Source organism: Roseomonas sp. CAU 1739, assembly GCF_039839775.1.
Lineage (GTDB): Bacteria > Pseudomonadota > Alphaproteobacteria > Acetobacterales > Acetobacteraceae > Neoroseomonas.
The window spans coordinates 81,345-93,754 of record NZ_JBDOQQ010000012.1; the positions used below are offsets into that span (position 1 = coordinate 81,345).

General features: G+C 73.0%; 7 protein-coding genes. 5 read left to right on the plus strand and 2 right to left on the minus strand.

The features are described 5' to 3' along the window. The first annotated feature begins 87 nt into the window (after positions 1-87). The 3 genes from AAFN86_RS18970 (at position 88) to AAFN86_RS18980 (ending at position 7,079) form a co-directional block, all read left to right on the plus strand. On the plus strand, positions 88-4,653 hold the full coding sequence (locus tag AAFN86_RS18970; RefSeq protein ID WP_347545060.1) for a DUF4011 domain-containing protein: 4,566 nt from the start codon (positions 88-90) through the stop codon (positions 4,651-4,653). A 5-nt stretch (positions 4,654-4,658) separates the two neighbouring features. Next, positions 4,659-5,729: a hypothetical protein gene (locus tag AAFN86_RS18975; RefSeq protein ID WP_347545061.1), complete on the plus strand. Its 1,071-nt coding sequence runs from the start codon at positions 4,659-4,661 to the stop codon at positions 5,727-5,729. Between the two features lie 402 nt (positions 5,730-6,131). After that, positions 6,132-7,079 (plus strand): IS110 family transposase, encoded by a 948-nt coding sequence (locus AAFN86_RS18980; protein ID WP_347545217.1) that lies wholly within the window; start codon positions 6,132-6,134, stop codon positions 7,077-7,079. A 228-nt stretch (positions 7,080-7,307) separates the two neighbouring features. Here AAFN86_RS18980 and AAFN86_RS18985 read toward each other — a convergent pair whose 3' ends face one another. Continuing rightward, positions 7,308-7,841, minus strand: coding sequence for a lipocalin family protein (locus tag AAFN86_RS18985; RefSeq protein ID WP_347545063.1), 534 nt, complete (start codon positions 7,839-7,841; stop codon positions 7,308-7,310). Between the two features lies 1 nt (position 7,842). Beyond that, positions 7,843-8,736: a polysaccharide deacetylase family protein gene (locus tag AAFN86_RS18990; protein ID WP_347545064.1), complete on the minus strand. Its 894-nt coding sequence runs from the start codon at positions 8,734-8,736 to the stop codon at positions 7,843-7,845. 64 nt (positions 8,737-8,800) lie between these two features. Between AAFN86_RS18990 and cydD the strand changes: the two genes are divergently transcribed. Both cydD and cydC read left to right on the plus strand, forming a co-directional pair. Further along, positions 8,801-10,519 carry a thiol reductant ABC exporter subunit CydD gene (gene cydD, locus AAFN86_RS18995; protein WP_347545066.1) on the plus strand — a complete coding sequence of 573 codons (1,719 nt, stop codon included), beginning with the start codon at positions 8,801-8,803 and terminating at the stop codon, positions 10,517-10,519. After that, positions 10,519-12,189 (plus strand): thiol reductant ABC exporter subunit CydC, encoded by a 1,671-nt coding sequence (gene cydC, locus AAFN86_RS19000; RefSeq protein WP_347545218.1) that lies wholly within the window; start codon positions 10,519-10,521, stop codon positions 12,187-12,189. The genes cydD and cydC overlap by 1 nt, the downstream gene beginning before the upstream one ends. The last annotated feature ends 221 nt before the right edge of the window (positions 12,190-12,410 follow it).

The following is a 12,410-nucleotide window of genomic DNA, read 5'->3' on the forward strand; positions in this document are numbered from 1 at the left end:
GTTGCCGGCGTTCCTCTGGTATCCCCTTGGCCGATTGACCCTTGCTGCCACGCCCCAATTGCGCCCGCGGAGAGTCCAGGACACGCCATGACCGATCTTCGCCAGGCCCTCGAGGACGCCCGCCGGGCGCTGCTTGACCTGTCCACGCGCAACCGGCTGCTGTCGCTGCCCAAGCCTGGGCGGTCGCGCGGCGTGGTGATCCTGGATGACGAGGATGCGGATTTCGTGGTCGGTGCGCTGGCCGCCGGCCGCGCCTTTGGCTTCGAGGCGGCCGGCGAGCAGGCGCCCGTGGCACCCGGCACCGAGGCCCCTGCCGCCTCGGCCGCCGAGGCACCGCCCGAGGGCAAGCCGCGCCGCACCCGCAAGCGGACCAGCAAGGCCGCCGCCAAGGCCGAGGGCGTCGCCCGCGCCGACGACACCGTCAGCCGCGAGGACTGGCAGCGCGACGAATTGCTGCGCGTCCGCCTGCCGCCGCCCGACCTCGCCCGCCGCCTGCGCGACCTCATGACCGATGCCCGCACGGCGCGGGAGGAGACCGGCGTCCCGACGCTCTACCTCGCCCTCGGCACGCTGTCCTGGCGCGACCCGGCGACACCCGAGACCGAGCGCCGCGCCCCGCTCGCCCTGCTGCCGGTCACGCTGGAACGCGAGGGCGTTTCCCAGACCTTCCGCCTGCGCGCCGGCGCCACCGAGGTCGCCGAGAACCTCTCCCTGCGCGAGATGCTGAAGGTCAACTTCAACACCGCGCTGCCCGACTTCGACGATGCCGCCTACAACCCTACCGCCTGGGCCGAGGCAGTCGCGAATGCGGTGAAGGATCGCGCGGACTGGTCGGTCGATGCCGATGCGCTCGCGCTCGGCCTGTTCTCCTTCGCCAAGTTCCTGATGTGGCGCGATCTCGGTCCGGAGGAAAATCCCGGCCTCGCCGACCATCCGCTGGTGCAGGCCCTGGTCGGCGGCGCGCCGCTGACCACCCAGCCCACCTTCCCCGACGACGCCGATGTGGATGAGGCCATCCCTGTCGAACGCCTCGACCATGTCGTGGATATGGACGGGTCGCAGGCGCTGGCTGCGGAATCCGTCCGTCGCGGCGGGCATGTGGTGATCCAGGGGCCGCCCGGCACCGGCAAGTCGCAGACCATCGCGACCATCCTGGCGCAGGCAGTGCTCGATGGGCGCAGTGTCCTGTTCGTCGCGGAAAAGCTCGCCGCGCTGGAAGTCGTGAAGCGCCGGCTGGAAAACATCGGCCTCGGCGCCGCCTGCCTCGAACTGCATTCCGAAAAGCAGTCCAAGCGCGCCGTGCTGGATGAACTGCGCGCGACGCTCGCCTTGCCGCCGCCGCCGAAGCCCAACCGCCAGGCGGTGATCGACCGGCTGGCGACGCTGCGCGGCCGGCTGAACCGCCATGCGGCGGCCATGCGCGCGCCTGCCGGAGCGTCCGGCATCCCGCTGCACCAGGTGATCGGCGCGTTGGTCGGTCTGCGCCGGCGCGGATTGGCCGTCCCCGACTTCACCCTCGACGCCAGCGCCTGGGATGCTGCGACGATCGCCGCGAAGCGCGACGCGGTGCGCGACCTCGCCGCCCGCGCGACGGAGGCGGATGGCGCCAACAATCCCTGGCGCGGCGTGACGGCGGATCTCGGCCCGGCCGATGCTGACCGGCTGATGATGCGCCTGCCGGGCTGGATCCGCGCCTTCGCCGCGGCGGGCGCGCAGGCTGGCGGCAACAGCGGCCCGGCTGCGGTGGCGGCGCGCCTGCGCTCCGCCGCCGCGCTGCGCGAAGCGCCCGACCACGACAAGGCGGCGATGGCCAGCGCGGCGTGGCGTGCCGATCCAGCGCCGCTGGTCTCGTTGACCGAAGCCGTTGCCAAACTCGCCATCGCGAAGCGCGATGCGCGGCTGAAGCCCGGCGCGCTGGATGTCACAGGGCTGGAGGAAGCGCGATCCACGCGCGCCTCCTCCGGTGGCTTCTTCGGCTTCCTCAATTCCGCGCGGTCCGCGGCACAGGCGGTCGCGGCACGCGTGGCCCGCGAGGGCACCGACCCGCTCGCGGCCCTGGACGCCGCCATGGTCGGACAGGCGGCGCGGGACCGCGTGCGCAGCGGCAATGCCCTCGGCCAGGCCGCCTTCGGGCGGCTGTGGCGCGGCGAGGACACTGACCCTTCCGCCATGTCCGCGCTGATCCTCTGGCGCCAGAAGCATGGTGCGGAGGCCGCGGCCGCGCTCGCCGCCGAAGCCCCGGCCGGCGATGCCGCGATCCTGGAGGCCGCTGCCACCGCCTGGACCGAATTGAAGGACGCAACGGGTCTCGATCCGCTCGCCGCCTTCGGCATGTCCGACCCGCCCTTCGCCGCACTCGCCGACCGCCTCGGCGCCTGGGCCGGCGCGCCGGAGGCGCTGCCGCTGTGGCAGGGCTGGCGCCGCGCGCTCGCCGAAGCCCGCGGCATCGAACCCATCGTCGAGCGCCTGCAATCCGGTCGCCTCGCGCCCGATGCTGCCGAGGACGCCTTCGCCTACGCCCTGCATGAAGGCCTGCTGCGCGCCGCGAGCGCGCTGCACCCCGACCTCGCCGCCTTCGACGCCGCCGCCTATGACCGCCTCGTCACCGAGTTCCGCGAGGCCGACCGCGCCCGCGTGGCGCTGACCCGCGCCGAGGCCGCGCGCGCCCATGCCGACCGCGTCAAGCAGGTGCGCGACGGCATGCCCGGCATGACGGTGATCCGTGGCGAGATGGAGAAGAAGCGCGGCCATCTGCCGGTGCGCGAATTGCTCCTGCGGGCCTCGCAGGCGGTGCAGGCTGCCAAGCCGATCTTCATGATGTCCCCGCTGTCGGTGGCGCAGTTCCTCGCACCGCCGCATGGGCTGCGCCCGGGCCTGACCTTCGACCTGATGGTGATGGACGAGGCATCGCAGGTCGAACCGGTCGATGCGCTCGGGGCGATCGCGCGCTGCCGCCAGGTGGTGGTGGTGGGCGACGACAGGCAGATGCCGCCCACGCGCTTCTTCCAGCGCATGACGGGGGAGGAGGATGACACCGCCCCCGAGGATGCGCCCGAAGCCGTCGCCGCGCGCGACGTGGAATCCATCCTCGGCCTGTGCAATGCGCGCGGCGTGCCGGCGGCGATGCTGCGCTGGCATTACCGGTCCCGGCATGAGAGCCTGATCGCCACTTCCAACGCCGAATTCTACGACAACCGCCTGCTGGTGCTGCCCTCGCCACGCCCACGCTCGGCACTGCTCGGCCTGTCGCTGGTGCGCGTCGAAGGCGCCTGGGAAACCGGCGAGGGCACCAACCGCGCCGAAGCCGCCGCCGTCGCCGAAGCGGTGATGCGCCACGCAAAGGAAACGCCAGGCGACACGCTCGGCGTCGCCGCGTTTTCCATCAAGCAGCGTGACGCCATCATGGATGCGATCGAAGTCGCGCGCCGCGCCGATCCTTCCGCCGACGCCTTCTTCGCCGACCACGCCGACGAGCCGTTCTTCGTCAAGAACCTCGAGAACGTGCAGGGCGATGAGCGCGACGCCATCATGATCTCGGTCGGCTATGGTCGCGACAAGGATGGGCGGCTGGCGATGCGCTTCGGCCCGCTCTCGGCCGAGGGCGGCGAGCGGCGGCTCAACGTGCTGATCACGCGCGCCAAGAAGCGCTGCGTCGTCTTCTCCGGCATCACCGGCGACGACATCGACACCGCCCGCGCCTCCGGCCGCGGCGTCGCCGCGCTCAAGACCTTCCTGACCTTTGCCGGTGCGCCTGCCACGGCACCACGGGGCGGCGGGACCGGCAGCGGCAGCGCGATCGCCGACGCCATCTCCGAAGCCGTGCGCGAGGCCGGCAAGGACCCGGTGCCGCATGTCGGCCTCGCCGGCCTGTTCCTCGATGTCGCGGCGAAGGGCGATGAAGGCTACGTGCTCGGCATCGAGGCCGATGCCGGCGACTGGTCCGCGCTGCGTTGCGCGCGCGACCGCGAACGCGGCCGCCCCGGCGCGCTTGAGATGATGGGCTGGAAGCTCGCCCGCGCCTGGTCGCTCGCCTGGTATGCGCGCCCCGACGCCGAGGCGGCGAAACTCATCACGGCGCTCGGCGCCACGCCCGCCGCCGCGCCAGTGGCGCCCACGCCGGCCGTGCCGCCGCCCGATCCCGGCCTCGCCGAGCCTTACCGCGAAGCGGCACCGGAACTGGCGCAGGGTCCGCTCGACGCGCTGCCCGCCGCGACGCTGGCCGCCGCGATCGGCGAGATCGCCGCGGTCGAAGGCCCGATCACCGCCGACTGCCTCGCCGAGCGCCTGCGCCTGCTCGCCGGCCGCGATTCCCTCACGGCGAAGGAGAAGGAGGCGATCCGCCAGTCCACCACCATGGCCAGGACCCAGCACGGGGTCACCGAGGCCGCCGGCCTGCTGGCCACCGCCACGACCAAGGTCGTCCCGCGCGACCGCCGCGCCGCCGCACCCCATCTGCGCCGTGCCGCGGCGGTCCCGCCCGCCGAGATCGCCGCCGCCGCCGAACGCCTGCTCGCCCGTCGCGGCGCGCTTACCGAGGCGGAACTCGGCACCGCCATCCATGCCCTGCTCGGCCTCGACGCCGGCGCGCAGGTCGCCGTCGCCGCGCGGCTCGCCGCCCTGGTCGGGGCCGGCGCCATCCGGCTGCCCGGTTGACGACGATGGCGACGGCCGAGGCGATGATCGGCCGCCTGCTCGCCGCTACGCTCTGTGCGATCGACGCGCTCGACGAGGTGGCGCGGCACGTAGCACCCGATACGCTGGAAGCGCTGGCCGATGGCCTCGATGCCACGCCGCTGGACGCCGTCATCGCCGAAGCCGACGCCGTCGCCTGGCCCGAACGGCTGGCCCCCCTGCGCGACTGCCTGATGGACGCCGCCACCGAAGCCCGCGCCGCCATCGCCGGGCTTGCGGCCGCGCCCGGCCAGGACAACCCGATGCTCGCCGCCGGCCGCGCCCTGCGCCGGCGTGCGCGGGCCGATGCCGCGCTCTACCCCCTCGCAGCCTTCCTGCCGCCGGTCAGCCGGCATTTCCTTGAACCCGCCTTTCGGGACGATGCGGCGCTGCTCGCGCGTCTCGCCGCCGTGCCGCCGGGGCGGGAGGGGACCGGCGTGATGCATCTCGGCGGCCCGCCGGGCACGCGCGGCGGCTTCGCGCTGTATGTCCCGGAAACCTACGATGCGGCCCGCCCGCCGCCGCTGGTCGTCGCCCTGCATGGCGGCAGCGGCAACGGGGCGGACTTCCTCTGGACCTGGCTGCGCGAGGCGCGGGCGCGCGGGCTGCTGCTGGTCGCGCCCACCGCACCCGGCCGCACTTGGTCGCTCGATGACCCCGGCGCGGATGGGGAAGTGATCGACCGCATCCTCGCCGATGTCGAAGCCCGCTGGCCCATCGACCCCACCCGCCGGCTGCTGACGGGAATGAGCGATGGCGGCACCTTCGCCTACGGCCTCGGCCTCCAGGACGGCCAGCGCTTCAGCCACCTTGCGCCGGTCGCGGCGGCGTTCCACCCGGTGCTGATGATGCTCGCCCATCCGGCGCGGCTGCGGGGCCTGCCGATCCGCATCCTCCATGGTGCGCGCGACTGGATGTTCCCCGCCGCCACGGCGCGCGAGGCGGCGCGGGTGCTGGCCGGCGCCGGGGCACTGGTGAGTCATGAGGAGCTGCCCGATCTCGCCCATGCCTGGCCGCGGGAGCGGACGGGCGCGATCGCGGACTGGTTCGCCGGCTGACACGGAGATGGTCTGATACCAACGGCACGCGTCATTGACCTGTGCCGAGGCCGCGAAGGCGGCCCGCCGGTAGTCCGGCGAAAGCCAAGCAAACCGGAGGTTTGCGCGTCACGCCATGGGCGTGCCTTCGGCACGACGCGTCTGAGGGCAGGCCGAAGCCGATGCCAACGGTCGAGGAATTCGGCCGCTGGTATAGGGCCTTGTATCTTCCCTTGTATCTTCCCTGTAGCGCCGAGTTGTGAAACGGCGAGGCTGGTGATGGATGGGAGCCCGCGCAGGCCTTGGGTGATCGAGCCCGCTCCAAAGCAAGGGACCCCGTCCATCGTCCCATCCGGGAACCCGAACGGTCGTCAGGGCCGCCGCAAAGCGCTGGTGAGCCCGCATTTGCAAGGACGGGTGATGATGGATCAGCCAGCCTGTGGCCCGGTCTTCGCCGGGATCGACGTCGCCAAGGACCGCCTCGATGTGCATCTGCGCCCGTCGGGACAGACCTTCGCCATGCCGCGCAATGGTGCGGGGATCGACCAATTGCTTGATCGCCTGCGCGACACTCCGCCCACCCTGGTGGTGATGGAAGCCACCGGCGGGTTCGAACTCACCGTCGCTGCGGCGATCGCCGGCGCCGGTCTGCCGCTGGCGGTGGTCAACCCTCGCCAGATCCGCGACTTCGCCCGCGCCACCGGGCGCCTGGCCAAGACCGACCGCCTCGATGCCGAGGTGATCGCCCTGTTCGCCGAACGCATCCGCCCCGAGCCCCGCCCGGTGCCCGATGAGGACGCCCAGGCGCTGGCCGAACTGGTCGCTCGCCGCCGCCAGATCATCGAGATGATCGGCATGGAGCAGAACCGCCGCCGCCAGGCCCGCGCCCGCCATGTCGCGCGCACCATCGAGGCAACGCTGCGCGTGCTTCAGGCGCAACTCGACCAGATCGACGACGACATCGACGGCGCCATCCGCGACACCCCCGCCTGGCGCGCCGCCGATGACCTGCTGCAATCGGTTCCCGGCATCGGCCCGGTCGCCTCGCGCACGCTGATCGCCGAGATGTCCGAACTCGGCCGGATCGACCGCCGCGCTGCCGCCGCGCTGGTCGGCGTCGCACCCTTCAACCGCGACAGCGGCCAGATGCGTGGCCATCGCGCCATCGCCGGCGGCCGCACCAGCGTGCGCAACACGCTGTTCATGGCAACCCTGTCCGCCGTGCGCTGGAACCCCGTCCTCAAGGCCCACTACCACCAGCTGATCCAGCGCGGACGGCCCAAGAAGGTCGCCCTCATCGCTTGCCTGCGCCGCTTGCTCTCCATCCTCAACGCTATCATCCGGGCACAAAAGCCATGGCACATCGCTTGACACGTAAGACGGTCGCTTTGGAAACCTCACCTTGGCGTTCGGCACCGAGGGTCTGTGATGTGGTGAAGGCCTGCCTGGCATCACGGCTGCCGCGATGCCAGGTGCCGGCCCCTACGGTCGTGTGCGACCGCCGCGTCAGGCGCCAGGCATCCGTGGTCCAGGGGCCCGCTGGCCCCTGGCGGGGTGGCTTGGAGGGGCGGCGCCCCTCCAACCCGCACCCGTGCAGCGCTACCCGCCCGGCTGCACCGTCCGCTGCAACCGCCCGGTATCGAACCCTTCCCGCACCGCGATCCCCACCGCGGCGTCGTAATCCGCCTGCGCCATCTGCGGCGTGCGCGACAGGACCCACAGGTAGTCGCGCCCCGGCGCGCCCACCACGGCCCAGCGATACTCCGGATCGAGGCCGATCACCCAGTAGTCGCCGTAGAACGGCCAGAAGAACGACACGCGCAGACGGTCGTTGCCCGGCGATGCGCTGTAGGCGACGCCTTCCGCCACGCGTTCCTGCCCGCCGGACAGCGCATTGCGGCAGCGGTTCACCACCGTGATCCTGCCATCTTGGCGCGCGGCGTAGGTCGCGGTCACGGCCTCGCAACGCAGGGAGCTGCTGTCCTGGAACCAGGTCGGGAACCGCGCCACCTCGAACCAGTTGCCGACATAGCGTTGCAGATCGACCGAGCCGACGGTGCGCGGGGTAGTCGGGCCGGGCTCGGTGACGCAGGCGCCGAGCAGCAAGGGAAGGGCCAGCAGCAGTCTTCGCAATTCAGCCTCCTGGGACCAGGCCGGCGGGCAGCGACCGCACATGGTCGTAGACCGCGCCCGCGGTGGTGACCCACACAACGTCGCGCCGCGCCGAAAGATGCAGCAGCGCGCGCCGCAACTGCCGCAGGCGATAGGGCTGGCCGACCAGATAGGGATGCAGGGCGATGCCCATCACCTGCGGCTTGCCGTCGGCCACCTGGTGCAGCCGCTCCTCGAAATCGTCGATGATCATGTCGGCGAACTGGGCCGCGCCATCCTTGCGGGCGGCGATGGCCGGGATGTCATTGACCTCCTGCGGATACGGGATTGCGAGCAGTCGCCCGGCGCGGGTGCGCTTCCACACCGGCGCGTCATCGGCGCACCAGTTGAGCGAATAGCCATAGCCGGCCTCGACCAGTAGATCCGGCGTGACGCGCGACTCGGCGATCCAGGGGGACAGCCAGCCGCGCGGGGCCGCACCTTCATGGGTCGCGATCGCCGCCGTGCTGTCGGCGATCAGGGCGTGTTCCTCGGCCTCGGGCAGCGTCGATTGGCGCTCGGAATTGGTGCGGCCATGGCCGGCGATCTCGTCGCCGCGGGCGCGATGGGCTGCGACCAGCCCCGGCGCGTAGTCATACATCGCGCTGTTCAGCAGCACCGTGGCCGGGAAGCGCGTCTCCTCCAGCAGTTCGATCAGCCGCCAGGCGCCGACCCGGTTGCCATAGTCCCGCCAGGCGAAGTTCAGCACGTCCGGATGCGGGCCGCCGGGTGCCAGCTCCGCCCCCAACCCCTCGCCAAAGGCGAAATGCTCGAGGTTGACGCCCAGATAAACCGCCAGCCGCGCCCCACCCGGCCAGGCATAGGACGGCCGGTCCGGCCAAGCGTGATAGTCGTAGCGGTCATGGGTGGGCAGCATGCTTGACCCCGTTCGTGCCCACCCGTGATGGGGCTGGCCGTGGGGTTCGGCAAGGCTGGCGCCGGTGCCGATTTCGGCCCGACCCGTTCTCGGCTATCGTGACGTCATGGCGTCTCCTTCGACGGGCGCGGAAGCCGGTGCCGCGTCACTCCTGAAGCGGGAGGCGCGGCTCGAGCGTGCCCGCCTCCTTTCACCTGTCCTGCTTGGCCTGGGCATCGCCGCCTGCGGCATCGCGCAGGCTTTCCTGCTGGCGCGCCTGCTGGCGACGCTGCTGGGCCGCGCCGAGGCCGGCTGGCCGGAACTCGCCGCCGCGGCGGCGCTGGCGTTGCTGATGGCCGCCCTCGGCATCGCCCAGGAACGCGCCCAACTCGCTGCCGGGGAGGATGCCAAGGCGCGGCTGCGCGCCGCCGCCTTCGCCCACCTGCTCGCCGCCGGTCCCGCCGATGACCGCGCGGTGGGCGAGAAAAGCGCCCTCGTCGTCGAACGCATCGAGGCGCTGGAAGGCTATTTCGCCCGCTGGCTGCCCGCCGCGATGCTGGCGGTGCTCGCGCCCCTGATGGTCGCGGTGGTGGCGGCGGTGGCGGACCCGCTCAGCGGGCTGATCCTGCTGTCCACCGGCCTGATGGTGCCGGTGGCGCAGGCGCTGACCGGCATCGGCGCGGCGCAGGCGAGCCGCCGGCAATTCGCCGCCCTGCAACGCCTGTCCGGCCGCTTTCTCGACCGCATGCGCGGCCTGCCGGTGCTGGTGCTGTTCAACCAGCAGCAGGCGGAGGCGCAACGCCTGGGCACGGCCGCTGAGGAACTGCGCCGGCGCACCATGCGCGTGCTCCGCGTCGCCTTCATCTCGGCCGGCGCGATGGAACTGATCATCGCGGCGGCCCTGGCCTCGCTCGCCTATCATCACGGCGCGCTGGTGCGCGGGGCGCATCCCGCGCCGATCGCCGCGCTGTTCACCCTGCTGCTGGTGCCGGCCTTCTTCGCCCCGCTGCGCGCCTTCTCGGCCGCCTATCACGAACAGCTCTCGGCGCGCGGCGCGGCGGCCGACCTCGCCCCGCTGCTCGATGCACCGGAACCCGAGGGCCTGCTGCTCGAGGAAGTGCCGCCCAAGGTCACCGTCACCTTCCAGGATGTCGGGCTGTCCTATGCGGCCGACCGACCGCCGGCGCTCGATGGCCTGTCCTTCCGCGTGATGCCCGGCGAGACGCTGCTGCTGACCGGCGCGTCCGGGGCCGGCAAGACCACGGTGCTGCGCATCCTGATGGGCTTCCGCCGCGCCGATCGTGGCCGCGTGGCCATCAACGGCCGCGACGCGACGCTGCTCAAGCCGGCGGAACTGCGCCGCCTGTCCTCCTATGTCGGCCAGCGCGCCTTCATCTTCCGTGGGTCGATCCGCGACAACATCCGCTTCGCCCGGCCCGATGCCGATGACGCGGCTGTCGTGGCCGCCGCCCGCGCCGCCCAGGTCATGGCCTTCGCCGACGAGCTCCCGCAGGGTCTCGACACGCCGGTCGGCGAGGGCGGCTTCGGCCTCTCGGGCGGCCAGGCCCAGCGTGTTGCCGTGGCGCGCGCCTTCCTGCGGGACACGCCCCTTGTGCTGCTCGACGAACCCACCGCGCATCTGGACCCGGGCACCGAGGCCGTGGTGCTCGATGCGGTGCGCCGCCTGTGCATCGGCCGCACGGCGATCGTCGCGACCCATGCGCGCGCCGCGCGCAACGCCTTTGGCCAGGTGCTGGAACTGCAGGCCGGCCGCGCCGCCGGCGCACGGATGGCGGGCGAGTGATGCGGCGCGACGTGATCCGCGTCCTTGGCCTGTGGCGCGGCCATGCCGGGTGGCTGGTGGCGGGCGTGGCCATGGCGGTGGTCTCGGCGCTGGCGGGCGTGGCCCTGCTGGTGCTGGCCGCGCGGGTGATCTCGGGCGCGGTCGCGCAGGGCGGCGCCGCTGCCGTGGTGGCCAGCGGGTCGATCATCGCGGCGCTGGTCTGGCTTCGCCCGGTGATGCTGCTGCGCCCCGTGGCGCGCTACCTCGAACGGCTGGTCACGCATGAGGCGACCTTCCGTGCGCTGGCGATGATGCGCGTGTGGTTCTTCACGCGCCTTGCGCAGCGCCTGCCGGCCGGGCTCGGGCTGCGGCGGGCGGGCGACCTGCTCGGCCGCCTGGTCGCGGATGTCGAGGCGCTGGACGGGCTGTATCTGCGCGTCATCGTGCCGGGGGCGGCCGCGCTGGCCGTGGTGGTCACCCTCGCGCTGGTGGTGGGTGTGGCCGAACCCGGCCTGGCGGCCATCCTGGCCTTGCCGCTCGCCGCCGCGCTGGCATTGCCGGTGCTGCTGGCCCCGGCCGCGGCGCGCGCCGGCACCCAGGTCGCCGAGGCCCAGGGCGCCTTGCGCAGCGCCGTGGTCGAACCCTTGACGGGCCTCGAGGACACGCTCGCCGCCAACGGCGAGGCGCTGGCGGCACGCCGCGTCGCTGCCGAGGGCGATGCGCTGGCCCGGGCGCAGGCCGCCCTGGCGCGCCGCGCGGCCTGGGGTGGGGCGATGGGCTCGCTGCTGACCCAGGTGGCTCTGCTCGGTTCCGTCGCGTGGGCGCTGGCTGCGCGCGAGCAGGCGATGGCCGTCGGCATGATGGCGGTCTTCCTCGCCATCGCCGCGGCCGAGGCGCTGGGGCTGATGCCGCGTGCTGGCGCCGCGCTGGCCGCCGCCGCCGCCGCCGCGCATCGCCTGTTCGAAGCCGCCGACACCGCCGAACCGGTGCCCGACCCGGCCGCGCCCGCCGCGCTGCCGGCGGGCCATGCGCTGAAGCTGACCGGCGTCACCTTCGCCTGGTCGCCCGACCGCGCGGCGGTGTTCGACGGGCTCGACCTCGACGTGCCGGAAGGCGCGCGCATCGCCCTGCTCGGCCCGTCCGGCACCGGCAAGTCCACCCTGGCGGCGCTGCTGCTGAAATTCGCCGCACCCCAGGCGGGCCGCATCACGCTGGGCGGGGTGGACGTCGCGACGCTCACGGCAGCCGACCTGCGCCGCCGCGTCGCCTGGCTGACCCAGGATGCCCGGCTGTTCGACGACAGCATCGCCGCCAACCTGCGGCTCGCCGCGCCCGAGGCCACCGACGCGGAACTGTGGCGCGCGCTGGACCGCGCGCAGATCGGCGAACTGGTGCGATCCCTGCCGGAAGGGCTGGATACGCCCTGCGGCGAGGCGGGCGCGCGCTTCTCGGGCGGGCAGGGCCGGCGGCTTGCGCTGGCGCGCACGCTGCTTTCGCCGGCGCCTGTGCTGATCCTGGACGAGCCCGCGGCGGGTCTTGATGCCGATACCGAGCGCGCCTTCCTCGAAACGCTGGACGAGGCGACGGCGGGGCGGACGGTGATCCTGATCCTGCACCGCCTGACCGGCGTGGAACGGCCGAGCCGGATCCTGCGCCTGGTCGGCGGCCGGGCGATCCCGGCCACCGGGTAAGGGCCGGCCGGCTTTGATCCTGGGCTGCGGAACCGAGAGGGGCGTCGCCCCTCCCGGACCCACCCCACCAAAGGCCGGTGGGCCTTTGGAAACCGATACTTGGTGTCGGGCGGGGGTGTCGTTCGCCCTGGGAAACGTCCATGCCTCGAGGCGCCGGGCCCGGTGCGAACTCCCAAGCGAGGGACCCCCCCCCTCATTGCCCGATGCGAAAAGCCCGCATT

Coding starts and splice junctions, on each gene's coding strand:
- AAFN86_RS18970 (WP_347545060.1), top strand. CDS start 88: ATGACCGATCTTCGCCAGGCCCTCGAGGACGCCCGCCGGGCGCTGCTT.
- AAFN86_RS18975 (WP_347545061.1), top strand. CDS start 4,659: ATGGCGACGGCCGAGGCGATGATCGGCCGCCTGCTCGCCGCTACGCTC.
- AAFN86_RS18980 (WP_347545217.1), top strand. CDS start 6,132: ATGGATCAGCCAGCCTGTGGCCCGGTCTTCGCCGGGATCGACGTCGCC.
- AAFN86_RS18990 (WP_347545064.1), bottom strand. CDS start 8,736: ATGCTGCCCACCCATGACCGCTACGACTATCACGCTTGGCCGGACCGG.
- cydC (WP_347545218.1), top strand. CDS start 10,519: ATGCGGCGCGACGTGATCCGCGTCCTTGGCCTGTGGCGCGGCCATGCC.